17 protein-coding genes, 1 pseudogene and 1 other annotated feature are annotated in these 16336 nt (G+C 60.5%); of the genes and pseudogenes, 3 read left to right on the forward strand and 15 right to left on the reverse strand.

Translation table 11 applies throughout. The annotated features are described in order from the left end of the window. Positions 1-299: 299 nt before the first annotated feature. Positions 300-1126, reverse strand: a pseudogene (locus MSKU9_RS18670) (IS3 family transposase); the annotation flags it as partial. Further along, positions 726-842: a sequence feature (AL1L pseudoknot), on the reverse strand. Its footprint overlaps the pseudogene before it by 117 nt. Before the next feature lie 66 nt (positions 1127-1192). Between MSKU9_RS18670 and MSKU9_RS17330 the strand changes: the two are divergent. Beyond that, positions 1193-1783: an SDR family NAD(P)-dependent oxidoreductase gene (locus tag MSKU9_RS17330; RefSeq protein ID WP_227002579.1), complete on the forward strand. Its 591-nt coding sequence runs from the start codon at positions 1193-1195 to the stop codon at positions 1781-1783. 38 nt (positions 1784-1821) lie between these two features. Here MSKU9_RS17330 and MSKU9_RS17335 read toward each other — a convergent pair whose 3' ends face one another. The 12 genes from MSKU9_RS17335 to MSKU9_RS17390 form a co-directional block, all read right to left on the reverse strand. Continuing rightward, a complete protein-coding gene (locus MSKU9_RS17335) occupies positions 1822-3594 on the reverse strand; it encodes an AMP-binding protein (protein ID WP_141262600.1) in 1773 nt (590 codons plus the stop codon). A 15-nt stretch (positions 3595-3609) separates the two neighbouring features. Then, positions 3610-4857: an MSMEG_0569 family flavin-dependent oxidoreductase gene (locus MSKU9_RS17340; RefSeq protein ID WP_141262601.1), complete on the reverse strand. Its 1248-nt coding sequence runs from the start codon at positions 4855-4857 to the stop codon at positions 3610-3612. A 16-nt stretch (positions 4858-4873) separates the two neighbouring features. Then, positions 4874-5161 (reverse strand): MSMEG_0570 family nitrogen starvation response protein, encoded by a 288-nt coding sequence (locus MSKU9_RS17345; protein ID WP_058988624.1) that lies wholly within the window; start codon positions 5159-5161, stop codon positions 4874-4876. Continuing rightward, on the reverse strand, positions 5149-6327 hold the full coding sequence (locus tag MSKU9_RS17350; RefSeq protein ID WP_141262602.1) for an MSMEG_0565 family glycosyltransferase: 1179 nt from the start codon (positions 6325-6327) through the stop codon (positions 5149-5151). The genes MSKU9_RS17345 and MSKU9_RS17350 overlap by 13 nt, the downstream gene beginning before the upstream one ends. Further along, on the reverse strand, positions 6324-7298 hold the full coding sequence (locus tag MSKU9_RS17355; protein WP_193557729.1) for a sll0787 family AIR synthase-like protein: 975 nt from the start codon (positions 7296-7298) through the stop codon (positions 6324-6326). Before MSKU9_RS17355 ends, MSKU9_RS17350 begins: the two co-directional genes overlap by 4 nt. Then, the gene (locus MSKU9_RS17360; RefSeq protein WP_141262603.1) at positions 7295-7858 is read right to left on the reverse strand and encodes an MSMEG_0567/Sll0786 family nitrogen starvation N-acetyltransferase; all 564 of its coding nucleotides are present in this window, start codon (positions 7856-7858) and stop codon (positions 7295-7297) included. Before MSKU9_RS17360 ends, MSKU9_RS17355 begins: the two co-directional genes overlap by 4 nt. Then, a complete protein-coding gene (locus MSKU9_RS17365; RefSeq protein WP_141262604.1) occupies positions 7855-8964 on the reverse strand; it encodes an MSMEG_0568 family radical SAM protein in 1110 nt (369 codons plus the stop codon). The genes MSKU9_RS17360 and MSKU9_RS17365 overlap by 4 nt, the downstream gene beginning before the upstream one ends. Continuing rightward, positions 8961-9944 carry a Nit6803 family nitrilase gene (locus MSKU9_RS17370; RefSeq protein WP_141262605.1) on the reverse strand — a complete coding sequence of 328 codons (984 nt, stop codon included), beginning with the start codon at positions 9942-9944 and terminating at the stop codon, positions 8961-8963. Before MSKU9_RS17370 ends, MSKU9_RS17365 begins: the two co-directional genes overlap by 4 nt. Positions 9945-9968: 24 nt before the next feature. Further along, on the reverse strand, positions 9969-10451 hold the full coding sequence (locus tag MSKU9_RS17375) for an MSMEG_0572/Sll0783 family nitrogen starvation response protein (protein ID WP_141262606.1): 483 nt from the start codon (positions 10449-10451) through the stop codon (positions 9969-9971). 340 nt (positions 10452-10791) lie between these two features. Further along, positions 10792-12195 carry an aminotransferase-like domain-containing protein gene (locus tag MSKU9_RS17380; protein ID WP_141262607.1) on the reverse strand — a complete coding sequence of 468 codons (1404 nt, stop codon included), beginning with the start codon at positions 12193-12195 and terminating at the stop codon, positions 10792-10794. Between the two features lie 234 nt (positions 12196-12429). Continuing rightward, positions 12430-12792: a hypothetical protein gene (locus tag MSKU9_RS18410; RefSeq protein WP_193557728.1), complete on the reverse strand. Its 363-nt coding sequence runs from the start codon at positions 12790-12792 to the stop codon at positions 12430-12432. Positions 12793-12807: 15 nt separating this feature from the next. Beyond that, on the reverse strand, positions 12808-13698 hold the full coding sequence (locus tag MSKU9_RS17390) for an alpha/beta fold hydrolase (protein WP_141262608.1): 891 nt from the start codon (positions 13696-13698) through the stop codon (positions 12808-12810). 180 nt (positions 13699-13878) lie between these two features. On the opposite strand from MSKU9_RS17390, the gene MSKU9_RS17395 reads away from it, so the two are divergent. After that, positions 13879-14070 (forward strand): hypothetical protein, encoded by a 192-nt coding sequence (locus MSKU9_RS17395; RefSeq protein ID WP_227002581.1) that lies wholly within the window; start codon positions 13879-13881, stop codon positions 14068-14070. A 67-nt stretch (positions 14071-14137) separates the two neighbouring features. Continuing rightward, complete coding sequence (locus MSKU9_RS17400; RefSeq protein ID WP_141262609.1) at positions 14138-14569, forward strand: GFA family protein; 432 nt, start codon at positions 14138-14140, stop codon at positions 14567-14569. Positions 14570-14822: 253 nt separating this feature from the next. On the opposite strand, the gene MSKU9_RS17405 is transcribed toward MSKU9_RS17400, so the two are convergent. Continuing rightward, complete coding sequence (locus tag MSKU9_RS17405) at positions 14823-15923, reverse strand: AbrB family transcriptional regulator (RefSeq protein WP_141262610.1); 1101 nt, start codon at positions 15921-15923, stop codon at positions 14823-14825. Positions 15924-15926: 3 nt separating this feature from the next. Further along, the coding region (locus tag MSKU9_RS17410; protein ID WP_141262611.1) for an isochorismatase family protein at positions 15927-16336 on the reverse strand (410 nt) is incomplete at its 5' end.

Consider the following 16336-nt stretch of genomic DNA (forward strand, 5'->3'; position numbering starts at 1 on the left):
CAGCTCGCTATCATGTTCGATGAGCGGTTCCCAATGGCCTGAAAAAATGGCACCGCACAAAATTCTACACAGTCTCGATTCCAACAGGGCCAGACACACCTGCGTCGACGGCTGCCTCCTCACTGGAAAGCCCAGCAGCGACACCGCGCCAGAACCGGCACAGATTCTCACGCTGCCAGACAGGCGGCCGCCCTGGCGAGAATAATTTGCGCCGCGTCGAGCGCTCGGATTTGCGTCTTCCTGTTGTCATCGACACCTCCAAGAATGGGGTGTTGCGGCGACCGGTTGAAACCGCCAGTCGAGACCTTCCAGCCCACGATCCTGCGGGCGAACACATCAATGACGAACGCCACATAGACCATGCCATTCCAGGTCTGGACATAGGTAAAGTCCGAGACCCGGAGCTGGTTGGGAGCCTCCGCCTGGAACTGCCGGTTAACCCTGTCATCGGGACAGGGACGCACCGTATCCGGACGGGTCGTAATAACCTTCCTGCCCCGGGTCACACCCTTCAGACCCATCTGCCGCATGAGGCGCTCGACAGTGCAGCGCGCGACCTTCCGTCCTTCGCGCTGCAGGCTGTGCCAGACTTTGCGCGCACCATAAACATTACGGTTGTCGTGCCAGATCCGACGGATATGCGCCATCAGATCCCTATCACGTCGGGCACGTATGCTGGCCCTGGCCGGATCTCCTGCCATGGCCGCCTGATGATAAAACGTGGAAGGGGCAATCGGGAGAACGCGACAGATTGGCTCGACCCCATAATCGGCACGACAGGCTTCAATAAATGCGATCATTTGCGAAACAGGCGGTCGAGCTCCGCCTGCGCAAAATAAGCCGAAGCCTTCTTGAGGATCTCATTGGCCTGATGCAGTTCACGAACCTCACGCTCCAATGCCTTGATCCGTGCAGTCTCGGCTGTGGTCGGTCCCGGTTGTGCACCAACATCTCGCCGCGCCTGCTTCCACCAGTCGTGCAGGCTGTCTCCCGAACAGCCAAGCTTGCCACCAATCTCGCGACAGGCCGCCGAAATGCTCGGGTAATCCGATCGATGTTCGTCCAGAAGGCGCACGGCGCGCTCACGGAACTCAGGCGAATAACGCGATGTCTTCTTCTCTACCATAGGGTTCATCCTCCGAGAGTTTTACTCTCCGGTAAACCCGGGGCAGTTCAGAGCGGCGCCCGCGCAGTGGCCCTGCAACTCGACACCGGCGACACGCACGCCTGTCCTGCCTTCGCCGACGAAATCCGGCGCGTGCTGCGCGAATGGGGTGCGGAGCATTTCAATTATCTGGTCAACATGGCCGGTACGTCCCATAGCGGGCTGTTTGGCGAGGTGACGGAAGAGGATTTTGATGCCGCCTATCGCGTGCACGCCAAAGGTCCGTTTTTCCTGACGCAGACGCTGCTGCCACTGATCGCGGATGGTGGCCGGATCGTGAACATCTCATCCGGTCTGACGCGCTTTGCTTATCCCGGCCGGATTGCCTACGCCGCCATGAAGGGCGCGATAGAAGTCATGACGCACTACATGGCCAAGGAACTCGGGGCCCGTCGCATTGCCGTCAACACAGTGGCGCCGGGTGCGATCCAGACGGATTTCTCGGGAGGTATGGTGCGGGACAATCCGGACATTGCCCGGCATATTGCAGAAGTAACCGCACTCGGACGTCCCGGCCTTCCTGACGACATCGGCCCGATGATCGCCTCCCTGCTGTCCGAAGACAATCGCTGGGTGAACGCGCAGCGGATCGAAGTCTCCGGCGGCCAGGCCATCTGAACGGGCCGTTCCACAAATGGCATGCCGCACTGGTACCATCAGGATACCAGCAGACGTTTGCGTGTAATCTTGCCAGACACGGTGGTCGGCAGGTGACTGACGAAGTGGACTTCTTTCAGACCAATCCAGCGCCCGAGGACTTCATTGACCCGTGCTACGATTTCCTCGGCAGAAGGTGCGCATTCCACCTCGGGATCAGGAACCACGTAGGCGACAGGCCGCTGCCCCCGCAGTTCATCCGGGGTTGCAACCACGGCGCAGGCATGAACGGCAGGGTGAGAAGCAATGATCTTTTCGATCTGTACGCCCGAAATCCGCCGGCCTGCGACCTTGATGACGTCGTCAGAACGCCCGAGCATATGAACGGCGCGGTTGGCCTCGATCATGCCTTCGTCGAAGGCACGATAATACCTGCATGTTTCATCAAGATACGCTGCAGGAGCACGGATCGTCCTGTCCTTCCAGACACCCGCCAGACAGCCAGGGGGCAACGGCAGGGAGAGAACAATCTCGCCGCACCGTTCCCCCGGTATGGACGGCACTATGGCCGGACGGAATCCCGGTGCAGGCCGCCCGATGTCATTCATGAGCGCCACCGGTTCACGCTCGGCCAGGCCGAAGAAATGGGCGGTGATGCTCCACCCGGTTTCGGTCTGCCACCAGTGATTGACCACGGGTTTGCGAAAATACGACCGCGCCCAGTCGAGCAGGGTAGGATCCGCATATTCCCCGGCCACGAAGATGCAGGCGAGTGCTGGCAGGATTGCTCCTGACAGATGGCGGCTTTCCTGTCGCATGAGTCGCATCTGTGTTGGCGTCGTGAACAGGCATTTCACCTCGTGCTCATGACAGAGAGCGTGAACGGCGGAAGCAGATGCGCCCCCTTCCACGATTACGCTGGTGCAACCGCTGATCAGCGGCGCATAGACGCCATAGGAATGGCCGACGACCCAGCCGAGATCCGATGTGGTGAAGAAGGTATCTCCGGGTTTGCAGCCATAGATCAGTTCCATGGACAGGGCGAGGGCTACGGCATGACCGCCATTGTCGCGCGCAATGCCCTTCGCATGACCCGTCGTGCCAGATGTGTGAAGAATATAGAGAGGATCTTCGGAACGCAGCGTGACCGGCTCTGCTGGAGCGAAGTGTTCCAGCATGTGGAAATCATGATCCCGCACCGGCAGAAGTGAGGCCGGACAGGCTTTTCGCTGCACGATCACGCAGGCCTGTGGTCTATGCGCGGCCTCAGCCAGCGCCTCATTGAGGGCAGGTGCAGATGGGATTGCTGTCTGCCCCTGAAAGCTGCAACTGGCGGTGATGATGACTTTCGGCGCCACGTCATCAATCCGGCGCGCCAGTTCAGGCCCGGCATAACCCGCAAAAACCACGACATGTACGGCACCGATCCGCGCACAGGCCAGCATGGCGATGGCTGTTTCGATCATGGTCGGCATGACGATCAGGACACGGTCGCCTTTTTCCACCCCGAGCGAGCGCAGACCACCGGCAAACCCGGCTACCTTGCCCTGCAGTTCCCGGTAAGTTACCACCCGCCGTTCCCTGGTGGCGCAGGAATGCCAGATCAATGCTGCCTGTCCGCCGCGACCATTTTCAACATGCCGGTCCACAGCATTGTAGCAGGTGTTGAGCGTGGCGTCAGGAAACCAGTCATGCCAGCCATCCGCCCGTGTCCTGCATGCGGTCACTGGCGGCTGCTTCCATGTCACGCGCTGTGCCGCAGCCAGCCAGAACTTCTCTGGCCGATTCAGCGCCGCATCATACATCGCCTCGTATGTCGTCCATGGAAGCATGGTATTTTACTCCGTTCAGGCTACGGGCACGTCTTTGCCGATGATCTGGCTGGCCAGCCACGCGGCGTCACGCGAGACACCGGAGAACCGTCCCGAGCCCCATGTGTGCAGCCATGGCAGGCCGAGGAAGTAGAAGTCCGGCGCATCGGTCACGCCGCGATGCCAGACCGGCTTGCCTGCCCCATTGAAGACCGGCACGTCGATCCAGCGATAGTTCGGACGGAAGCCGATGCACCAGACAATCGAGGTGATACCAGCGGCCTTCAGGTCCAGCGGGGTGTTACTGCCATCGGGCTCCCACACAGGTGCATAAGGGGCTTCGGTTGGGGCCGTGATCCCTTCGCGGGCGATGTAGGCGTCGATGGATTTCTTGATGTCGGCATTGGTCCTGTCCGCATCATCAAGGTTTTCCGCAAGATCCGGCGCGAAGTGCGCGATTTCGTCACGGATGGTCTCAAGCGTGCCATGCAGGCCCACGCCTTCCCTGGCAAAGAGCCGCAGATCAAGATCATGGCCGCCATTCCGGCCCGTGACATAATGATTGGTCTTGTCGCGTGCACCGTCACGCAAGGGGTGATTATCCACCGTAAGATCGTAGAAGTGCATGTCCGCAAGCCAGTCCACGACATCGCGGCCACGATAGAAGCGCGAGACGCGTGGGGCGGAACCGACGCAAAGGTGGACCTTGCGTTTCTCAAGGAACAGGTCCTCGACGATCTGCGCACCGGACTGACCGCTGCCCACGACCAGAACCGCGCCGTCCGGAAGCTGGGCAGCATTGCGGTAATCCTGCGAGTGGACCTGATGGATGGCGGGGTCGATCGCGCTGGCATAGCCGGGGATGACTGCGTCCTGATAGGCACCTGACGCGATGACAACATGTTTCGCGTGCCACGCCTCACCACCTGCTACCACGTGGTAGCCACCACTTTCATGGCGCGTGATGGAGGTGACAGCCGTGTGTTCACGCAGCGGTGGATTGAAGGACTCAACAAAGCCTTTGGCGTAGTCGATAATTTCCTGCTTCACCATGAAGCCGTGAGGATCGCTTCCTTTGTAGGGATGACCGGGGAGTTCGCACTGCCAGTTTGGTGTGACCAGGCAGAAATTGTCCCAGCGTTCATCGTCCCACGAATGGCAGGCCGTCTTTGCCTCAAAGACAATGTGCTCCACCTTCTCGCGGCAAAGATACCAGCTCATGGAGAGCCCGGCCTGTCCGCCCCCCACGATGATGACGGGGATGCTTCTTTCGTTCTGTGTCATGGTCGTTCTTTTCGTCTCAATAACTGAAAGACAGGACGCGCACCTGCGCATCGGGTCGATTAAGGAAGGGCGCACCGGCCTGTCGAATGGCGTGCAGCTGGCCAAGGGCGCGGCTGCACGGGAAGCCGTAGCGGGCGCGAACCCGCTCACTGGCCTCTGTCAGGGCCGTATCCGCCTTTTCAAGGAACTCCCGGACCGGATAATCCTGACCGGGCGTGAAGTGGTCCCTTATGACCAGCGATGGGGAGTAACAGTCGGTCTCCTTCCCATCGGGCCAGCGCACGCGAAAGGTCATTTCGGGCATGGTGACAAAACTCCTGAAGCGGGGACGCCAGCGTGCTGCAGCGCCGCGAGACGCCGGTATGCGGGGATGTGCCGGCCAGCGACGTTGCGCCAGTCGAAACGACGGGCGGTTGCGGGACCGCTGATCCGGAAATGGTCACGACTTTTGATGCTCAGCGCGTCACGCAAGGCCACCAACAGGGTTTCGGGGCGCGCCAGGTCACACCACAGCGCATCCGCTTGCGAGAGGTGCCCGGTAAAGGGCGCGATTTCTGGCACAATGGCAGGCGTGCCGCAGGCCAGCGCCTCCAGCGGGCACAGGCCAAACCCTTCGGTGACAGACGGATAGGCCAACACCTCTGCCTGCCGGTAAAAGGCTGGCATGTCGTTATCCGCAACCGGTCCGGTTATGGTGACATGATCGGTCTCACCGCTTTCGCGCAGACGCGCCATGAACCGGGTGCGGTAGGCAGAATGATCCAGCAGCGAGGCCCCGCCCGCCACAACCAGATGCACATCAGGCTGTTCGCGGCGAAGGGCCAGAAATGCCTCCAGCAATTGCAGCGTGTTCTTGCGCCGCTCGATCCCGCCCACGGACAGGATCAGGCGACGGTCAGTCGGCAGACGATACCGTGCCCGCAGCGAGGCATCGTGCGTGGTTGGTGCGGGCGAAAAGCGCACGGGATCGACCCCGTTGCCGACGACGGGGGCCTCGCGACCATGTTCGTCACGCAGGATGCCTTTCCACAGGGTACTGACGGTAAACAGTTCGGCTGCCGCCATGAAGCCCCGCTTCTGCCGCGCGGCAAGGACGGGGTGGGAGAAACGGTCGAGATGGTGGACCGTGCGGGCAAAGCCCGGTATCCGCCCCTTTTCCACCAGATCAGCCAGCGCATTGGCGCTGATGGGGTCCTGCGCATGCAGCACGTCAAAATGCTGCCCATGCAGTGCGTCCCTGATCTCACCAATGCGGCGCTCCACCAGCGTTGGCAGATCGCTCTCCGGCATAGCCGGAATACAGTATGTGGCGCAGCGGGGCGTGCGGAAGAAACCGGCTCCTGTTACGTCCGGCGCGATGAGCGTTGTGTCATGGCCCGCGTCACACAGGGCTTCCGCCAGCGCCATGCCGTGCACCACACCGCCGCGCGGATTGGTCGAATGGGTCAGGATGCCAATGGACAGACTCATGGCGTAAACCCCATGAGCGGCGTCCGGGCCAGATCCCAGAAGGTTTCCTTCTCATCCGTCCATGTGACATCCACACGCCGCGTCTCATTGCACTGGCCGATGGCAGAAGCTGCAATGCCCCGCCCATGAAAGCGGGCGATGACCGCATCCGCATCTTCGGGATGCACTGTGAGCAGGTAGCCATAGCTGGGGAATGCGGACAGCCAGCGTTCCATAGGCGCGGCATCAGGGCGCGGAATGTCATCGAGCGTGATTGTCATGCCCACGCCTGAACATTCGGCCAGCATGAGGGCGGTACCCAGCAGCCCCGCCATACTGATGTCCTTGGCGGCACGGCTTAGCCCATCTTCGGCTATGCACGGAAGAAGTTCGAGATCCCCCCGCAGACGTGCCGCCCCGTCGGTGCCACACAGGGCTGAGCTTGCATCCCAGAACGGGTGCGGGTCATGCCAGCGGCCACGCAGGTCGATGGCGGCGATCAGCACCTCGCCCGGTCGGGCATCGAAGCTGCTCAGCAGATGACGGGCACGGCCAAGGATCGCCACCGACAGCGAGTTATGGGTGCTGCGCATGTTGGTATGACCGCCGACCACAGGCACGTCATAGGTGCGTGCCCCATCATGCAGACCGTTCAGAATGGACGCAGCCGTCTCGGACGTATCGCCCCATAACGCATCCACCACAGCCACGGGACGGCCTCCCATGGCCGCGATATCGCTGACATTGACCATCACGCCGCAATACCCGGCAAACCACGGCATGGACCGCACAAAGCTGTCCTGAAACCCCTCGCTAGCCAGCAGGAGGTATCCCTCGCCATCCGGTATGGCGGCGCAATCGTCACCAAGACGAATGGCCTCCCTGCCGGTCGGACCAAGGATGGCGATGATTTCCGCAATGTCCTGCTTGGCCGCCAGAGTGCGGCCTGTGCGCAGGCTGTGCAGCAGAATGCCCAGTTCGTGTGCCATCATGCCACCTGCCGGTTGCGCGGCTGTGGACGCAGCAGCCAAGTCTGATCCTGACCGTGTGCCGGATAGCGCTCAAGGTCGGCCTGCATGTCGTGATGTGGCAGGCCGTGCAGGGTTATGGTGCCAAGGCTTTTCCAGTGCAGGCGGCGGAAAAACAGCACGTTCTGCTCCTGCACCTGCGCCAGAAACTGCGTGGCCCCAAACCCGTGCGCCGTGCTGACCGCCATGCGGATGAGTTCCGCCCCGATCCGCCCCAGCTTGCGGTGATCGGCATGCACAGCCAGGCGGGAACCACGCCAGATGCCGGGTTCGGCTTCATGGATACGTACCGCGCCCAAGATCCGGTCCGGCATTCCCGCGATACAGCAGGCCGCGATGATGGGAATGGCAACCTCATCGATTGCATCCCGGTCATTCTCTGCAAAAACATGCTGTTCGGTGCAGAATACCTCACGGCGCAGCGCGTGATAGCCAGCCCTTTCCCACGGCGTGCGGGCAAGACCCACGACATATTCCGTGGGGATAAACGGCCGGTCTTCAACACCTTCTAGGATCGTGCTCATTGTTCGTACGCCGAAAGCGAGGAACAGGCGCCACACCGGCCACACCCGGCCCGGATGTCGGTGGATTTCATGTTTGCCTCGCGCAGCATCCGGCCCAGCGGTGCCAGCACGGATTTCATGAACTCGGCTGAAGGCGGCGCGTGATGTTCCAGCGGTGTGCCGGAAATGGGTACGAACGGCACTACGAAGGGATAGACCCCGAGCGCAATCAGGCGCTCGGCCAAAGCCAGAATGTCTTCGGCGCTGTCGCCAAGACCCGCGAGAATGTAGGTATTGACCTGTCCACGCCCGAAGATCGGCACGGCGGACGCAAAGGCGTCCATGTAACGATCGACGCTGACCGTGGCCTTGCCGGGCATGATCTTCTCGCGCACGGCCTGTGTTGCGGCTTCGAGATGCATGCCCAGACTGTCGGCCCCCGCCTCGTGCAAGCGCTGGAACCAGCCGTGGTCACGCGGCGGCTCGCACTGGACCTGAAGTGGTAGGTCTACTGCAGCCCGGATGGCACGGGCTGATTCCGCCAGCACGGCAGCACCCCGATCAATCACATTGGGCGTGCCGGTTGTCAGCACCATGTCGCGCACGCCGTCCAGTTTCACGGCGGCCTTGGCAACTTCGGCAAGCTGCGCGGGTGTCTTGTAGGCGATCGTCCGGTCGGCCTCCAGCGACTGGCCGATGGCGCAGAACTGGCACGACGTGCGCCGGTCGGCATAGCGGATGCAGGTCTGGTGCACCGTGGTCGCCAGCGTGTCACGGCCATGCAGAAGGGCGATCTTCCAGTAAGGAATGCCGTCCGCCGTGCTCAAGCCATAAAAGCGCGGGGCCCTCGGAAAATGGATTGTGCCCAGCGTCTGGCCATCACGCAGCAGCGTGCTTGTCCCACTCTGGTCAGGCGGACTGGCCTGAAACGGAGACCGTCGTGCACCAGATGTATAAACCGGGACCATGACTGTCTGACCCGCGATGGTGATCGTCTTGTGGTCGGAAGGGCCGGCCCCACCCTTGCGGGCGATACCCCCGGTCTGCTCACCGATCTGAAGCCCGAAGGATTGCAGGTCAGTGACGAGCTTGCGGCCGGAAAGCGTGCCGAGTGTCGGAACAGTCATGACGCAACCTCGTCATTGGAGGGACCAACCGGCCCAGTTGCTCCATGCTCACCAACATAATGCACCGTGCGTGCGGGCCGCCGGTCCTGCAGCAGGCTGAGCAATTCCGGGCGTGCATAATGCCCCACGGAATCCATCATCCGCTTGCGCTTGGTGATCAGTGCAAAGTCGAGATCGGCAATCACCATCCCCTCGCCTTCCGTCAGCGGCGTGCCCAGCAGCTTGCCTTCAGGTGAGACGATCGCGGTGAAACATCCGCCACGCAGCGGCCCTTCCAGTGCAGGGTCGCGCGCTATGTCCCTGATCTGATCTTCCGTGAGCCAGCCTGTGGCGTTCACGACAAAGCAGCCGGATTCCAGCGCATGGTGCCGGATGGTGACTTCCATCTGGTCGGCGAAGATCTGGCCTACCAGCGAGCCGGGGAACTGCGCGCAGTGGATTTCCTCGTGCTGGGTCATCAGCGCGTAGCGGGCGAGCGGGTTGTAATGCTCCCAGCACGCCAGCGCCCCGATGCGCCCGGCCGCACTTTCCACCACTTTCAGCCCCGAACCATCCCCCTGCCCCCAGACCATGCGCTCATGGTAAGTGGGCGTGATCTTGCGGCGCTTGAGCAGGATTTCACCTGTGGCGTCGAAGATGATCTGCGTGTTGTAAAGCGTACCGAAATCCCGCTCGTTCACGCCCAGCACCACGACCATGCCAGTCTGACGTGCGGCCTCGGCGACCATGTCCGTCACCGGACCGGGGATGACGACAGCGCGTTCGTAAAGCGCCAGATGCTCGCCGCCGAAGCAAAAAGCGGGCTGGATGAATGAGAAATAGGGATAATAGGGCACGAAGGTTTCGGGAAAGACCGCCAGCGCAACGCCTTTTTCGGCGGCATCGCGGATGGCCTGGCAGACTTTCCGGGCAGTCCCCAGACCATCATCACCAAGGACGGGGCTAATCTGGATGGCTGCGGCACGAACGATACGGAACATGGCGTGCGGTCCTTCCTTCGGTCTTCAGAGAGTCCAGGTGTTCAGGATGAAAGCGTTATCGCGGCGGGCCAGCAGGATGATGTCGAGCACGTCCTGCGGATTGATCGGCGTGATGCCGGGGATAAGGTTCTGCTCGCCGTAGCCATAAAGGGCCTGAAGCGCGAAGCGGCAGGCATAGACCTTGCCGCCCTCTTCAAGGATTTTTGCGATCTGTCTGTTGCAGTTCATGTGCCCCGGAAAGGCCTCATCGCCCAGGCGGGGAAAGCCGCGCTGCACGCCAAGGGTCACACCCGGACCATACAGCAGCACCGACGTCTCGAACCCCTTGCGGATCAGGCGGGTGGCCTGCAGCAGGTTGACGAACCCGACGGAGCCTTCATTGGCGACGGTGTGGAAGGTGATGAGGGCTTTTTCGCCGGGTCTGGCTTTGACGTCCTCAAAGACCTTGTTTTCATAATTGACGAAGCAGTCGCCATCTTTATGCGGAGCGTGTTCGACTTTCGGCATGGTATCTCTCCCGTGTGCTGCGGTCTCCGGCGGGAAGCCGAGACTGACCGCGTTGCCGAGACGAACGTGGCACGGGATGGCGGAGAGCCAAAATATTGTATGTCTTCTGACAAGCGTACAAACGGCTCAAATAAAATCAAACACAGCCGTCACGCCAAGACATAGGCATACAAAAAATATACATCAACCATACAATCGCAAGGAATGTCCGTAAGTATCTGTTTTGGAACGATTTTGTAATCACGTATTCGTGAATAAAGTGCCTTTTTGTTTTCCGGAATATCTGCCTTCCATCTCATGAAATCAGAAGATTTCGTCGTTTCCGGGTTCTACCATCCGGTCAAACAATATCGGCAAAACCGGGGGAGCGTTTGTGCTGCAGGACAGACAGTACTCCATGCAGGGATTCCTCAAGGCTCGCGGCATCCGGTGCGCTGCCCAATGCGATCCGCGCCCGCTGCGGGGGCTCGCCACTGATGGTAAAAACGGTACTGGGCACCAGCGCCAGGCCCCGCCTGCGGGCATAGGCCACAAAATCCGCACTGCCCCACCAGTCCGGCAGTTTCAGCCAGACATGCGGACCGTCGGGATCCATGCAATGCCCCTCCCCCAGAACCCTGCGGGCAATGGACTGGCGCAGGCGCAGTTCTTTCTGGATGGCGTGCAGGATCGCATGCGCCTGTCCTGTCTGCATCCATCGCGCCGTGAGCGCGCTGAGCAGACCGGCATTGGTCAGCGCAATCGCCCGGATGGCCGCCGTCACCCGCCGGGTCATATCCGCATTGGGCAGGGCAACATAAGCCATGCGCAGGCCGGGACTGAGCGTCTTGGCGAGGGTGGCCACGTAGCTGACACGGCTATGGTCAAGGGCTGCCAGCGCCGGTAACGGATTGTCCATCAGCAGGCTGTAAGGATCGTCTTCCGCAATATGCAGATGATGGCGCTGGGCGACCTTCAGGATGTCCTTGCGTCGTTGCAGGGACATCGTCGCCGTGGTGGGATTGTGGATGGTCGGGATGCAGTAGAGCAGCCGGGGATGATGTTCGGCGCAGACCCGGTCGAGCTGGTCCGGCATCATCCCTTCCATGTCGCTATCTACACCGACCAGAATAAGGTCGAACTGCGCTGCGATGGTCCGGATGCCCGGATAAGCAATACGATCGGTGACAATGACATCGCCGGGCTGGGTGTGCGTGCTGACGATCGCCGCAAGCGCACTCTGAGCGCCCGGTGAGACAAGGATTTCGTCCGTTCGCCGCTGCCCGATGACGGGCGCGATCCATTTCGCGCCCAGCTGGCGTTCTTCCTGTGTGCCGCCCGTTACCCGATAGGACATCAGGCTGTTCAGATCCTGCTGCTTCAGGATAGCCGTAATATCGCTCTGGATAACGCGTTGAAGGGGCGGGTCCTGCGGGATGGGCGGCAGGTTCATGGTCAGGTCAACCACGGCGGGACCGGTATGGCGCCAGTGGCTTTCCCCTGCGCCAACACGGACAAAGGTGCCCCGGCCGACCGTCGCATCAATCAGGCCGCGCCGCCGGGCCTCGGTGAACGCGCGGGTTACGGTCGTCAGATTGGTGCCGAGATAGTCCGCGATTGTTCGCTGTGGCGGCAGCCTGTCCCCTTCCCGCAGATCGCCCTTGCGGATGGAAAGTGCCAGGGCATCAGCGAGCGTCATGTAAATCGCATTCGGACTGCGGCTGATCTCTTCTTTCCAGTGGGCCAGATAAGGGTATGCAGACATGGGACAGAATTTCCATACATTCGATGAAATTCCATTTGACCATGTGCCATACAATCAGCGCAATCACGATGCTGGTAAGACTGGATATTCGGCGTAGGGGAGCCTACCAGGCTCGAGCGGGAATGTATTCCCGCGGGAAGATGGAGGTGCTATACAAGGTGGCAGGAAGGCCGGGCCATGTCGGAATACAGGCACTGCACAATAGTCGCGCCGGCCATCTGCTGCGCACTCCTGTCAGTAGTGGCTGATGCCAGCGATCGCCCTGCCCCAGGGACCACTGCCAATATCGTAGATCCGGGTATCGATGAACGTGTCATGACTATACCTCTCCGGGCGGGCGGGTCTGTCCGGGCCATCTTCAGTTCTCCAGACCGGACACGGGCAACCATCATCATGTGCCCTGGCGGAACAGATGACATCCGCCTCGGACAGGACGAGCGCATCCGGCATGCCGACAATTTCGTCGTGCGAACGCGCGAGGCATGGAACAGGCAGGACTATGCGGTGCTCATTCCGGACACGGTTGGCCACCTCAATCTTCGGGGGCAGCGTAGTGCCGCGCACTATGCCCATCTTGTCGAGGACCTCATCACTCATTGCCGATCTAATTCATCAACGGCTCTGCAGGAGAAAAGGAACGGCAAGCTCTGTCACAGCATCCGCGCTCTGGCGTTGAGGGAAATGACCGGTCCCGGACAGAACATGCCGCCTGAAATACCCCCTGAACAGATGGTCCTTGCCTGCTGATGTTTCCGGGTCGTTGCATGGATCATCACCTCCATGGATTACGAGTGAGGGCACGTGGATGATCGGGGCGGCAACAACACGTTTCTCAAGGTCTTCGAACATTGGTGAACGCGGTGCCAGTCCCCAGCGCACGCGATAGGAATGTAGTGTGATATCTGCCCAGTCGGGATTTTCGAATGCCAGGGCCGTCGCTGCAAATTCGTCTTCCGGGATTTGCCATCCCGGGTTCCAGATCGACCAGATATACCGCATGAATTTCTGGCGGTCGTTCCGGATGAGTTCGGCACCGCGATCAAGCGCCATGAGCCAGTGATACCAGTAATGCTGCATCTGCTGGTAAGACATGGCCTGTCCAGCATCATTTGTTCCCCATCCTACGGACAGGGCCACACATCCCGCTATCCGTTCTGGCGCCAGAACGGAAGCAATATAAGCAGCTCGTGCGCCCCAGTCATGTCCGATGACGCTGAAACGGGAAAGCCCCAGAACGTCCATCATTTCAAGCATATCATGAGCGAGAGCCACAAGCTGCCCGTTTCGGGGAATGTCTACTTCCCGAAAACGCGTTGCGCCGCAGCCACGCAACCAGGGCACATAAGTCCGAAAACCGGCGTCGTGCAGATCCGGCAGGAGCCGGTTCCATGTCAGCGCATCGTCCGGCCACCCATGAAGCAGGATAACAGGAGGACCGTCTTCTGGCCCCGAGATCCGGCAAGCGATGTCGAGCTGGGATGTCGTAATTGTTACGTTCTGCATGAGAGCATCTCCACTCCCGCCATGCGCGTTTCCCTCTCAATTCAGAAACGAACATACGATTATATCATATCGCATTTCACGATAAAAATAATCATACTTTCGGGGACACTGGTGTTACTTCCCCTGCTCGGGATTGTCCTGAACGGGACATCTTCTCTCCTGTACGGAACGATGCCTGAGTTGGCGCCTGACGGAAATATGAGCCGGACCTTTGCCGTATTCTATACTGGTGTGATCGGCGCAGGCGGACTGGTGCCGATTGCCTATGGCCTTCTCGCCGATCATCTCGGTCGGACCACAGGTCAACTTGCGACAGCCCTGCTTATCGTACCAATGGTAATTCGACTGGGTTCTTCCATGAAGGCCGCGTGAGGCCGCCCAGAGCAGACGACAACCGATGCCGGAGACGTGGACTATTTGTGCTCAGGAGGAAGAGATCATGACAGGTAGTACGAACAGTCGGACAGGCGGCTGCCACTGTGGTGCGGTACGCTTTGAAGTGACGCTCAGCGACGACCTTCAATCCGTCCGTCGCTGCAACTGCTCTTATTGCCGTATGCGGGGATCGGTCGTCGCCGCGGTAGCGCTGGACGGGATAAAAATTCTCCAGGGAGGGGACATCCTGACGAGCTACCGGTTCAATACGGGAACAGCCCAACATTTCTTCTGTTCCCGCTGTGGCATCCACACGCATCATCAGCGTCGGTCCAACCCGTCAAGACATGCCATAAACGTGGCCTGTCTTGACGCGATCAGTCCTTTTGATTTTTCGGAAGTGCCGGTAACGGACGGGATCAACCATCCGAACGACACAGGAAAACCGGCGCGACTGGCCGGTATCCTGCGTTTTGAAAGTGTAGCAGAGCACTGAAATGTTCCAGGATAGGATGAAGCATTGAGATTTGAAGTCTGCTTTTGGAACGATATCATAGGCCTTGAAGTGACTGCTATGAAGGCGGAAACCGCCTGTCTGCTTTACATTCCGTGAACAGACTGGCGGTTTAGACAAATACTTTGGCAGACAAATGACTGCTCCCATCTTCCACCAGACACGGTCGTCAAGTCTCAGCACCAGCGGGTTGGGAAGGGAGGGATCTGTCATGTCGGTCTTCAGCAGTGCCCACTTACCCTTTCGGCTGTTTCCCATGTATCTTTTGCCACATGCCGTCTTGTCCTCCTCCTGACGATCTGCGTGATAGAAAACGCGCCAAAGCTGGCCCGGTGACCAGAACACAGAAAAACCGGGCGACCTGCATGGCGATGACGAAAGGCATGTCCACTTTTGTGGTCGAGGCGATAATGGAGACGGAATCAGCCCCACCAGGGCTGGTTGCAAGATAAGCCGTCAGCAGATCCACATGCGCCAGCCGGGCCAGCACCAATGCAAAGCCGCCACACACCGCAATCAGCGCGAGGATGGAACCCAGCACACGTGGAAAGACACGTCCGGCATAAGCCAGCACATCTGGCGTAAACCGCATGCCGATGCCCCACCCGACCAGGGCATAGGCCGCGACTAGCAGAAGATGCGGCTGTTCGATCGGCAGATGGGCACCAAACCTTGCAGCCATCCCGATCCCCATGGGCACAAGCAGTCCCCCGGCCGGCACGCGCAGACGGGTGCCCAAGGCGCTGCCTGCCAGCGCGATCACAAGCGCAAGTAAAGCACCCTGCCATGAGAGAGTCTGTGCCACGACCAGCGGAGCGGACGGCGTTCCGGCTACGCGCGCAACAACAGCCGCAATGACGGCGCAGCAGGCCACGCGCAGATATTGCATGAAGGCCACGAGCCGCATATCCGCCCCGTATGATTCCGCCATCAATGTCATGACCGTGGCCGCACCGGGTGACGAGCCCCAGATCGCGGTAGTGCCGGGTAGCAGGCGTGAGCGCGTAAGCAGCCAGCCGAGAAGGGCCGCCGCCGACAGGGTAGAAAATGTCCCGGCGACAAAAACCGGCCAACTGGCTGCCATTTCGTGAAAGATCGAGGCCGAAAGATAGCTGGCGATCATGACCCCGACCACGCCCTGTGCGCCGAGAAAGGTCCAACGGGGAATACGGACCGCACCACCTCGTATGGCCAGTACGATCGCCGCCCCCAGCGGTCCCAGCAGCGGCGCGGCGGGCAGGCGTAAGGCGGCCAGAAGCGTACCGAAAACCAGCGAAAGCAGTGCCAGTGCGCCCCATCGCCCGGCCAGCAGCCACGCGGTTGGTCCCGCCTTCACCGCTTAACCGTCGAACGCGATTGTATCGGAAGGCAGCACGCGTGCGATCCGCGGAAGGATGGAGCGGATGGAAACATCGTGAAGGTCTGCTGACAGGCTGGTGCAGAGATCCTCGGCAATGACAATGTGATAGCCAAGTTCCCAGCCATGCCGTGCGGTGGATTCAACACCGAAATTCGTGGCGATGCCGCCCAGCACGACCGTCCGGATGCCCCGCCTGCGAAGCTGCAGGTCGAGTTCCGTGCCTGTAAACGCGCCCCACTGATGTTTGGTGATGACGATATCACCGGGTGTCACCAGCCCGTCGGCCAGATGCGCCCAATCCTCTGGCAGGCTGCCTTCCGGCGGGCTTAAGGGCTGGTCGGCGGAACCCGGCGGTGCGTCGGCAAAGTCGGGTGCAAACGCGACCCGAA

Source organism: Komagataeibacter diospyri (assembly GCF_006538165.1).
In the GTDB taxonomy this organism is placed as follows: Bacteria; Pseudomonadota; Alphaproteobacteria; order Acetobacterales; family Acetobacteraceae; genus Komagataeibacter; species Komagataeibacter diospyri.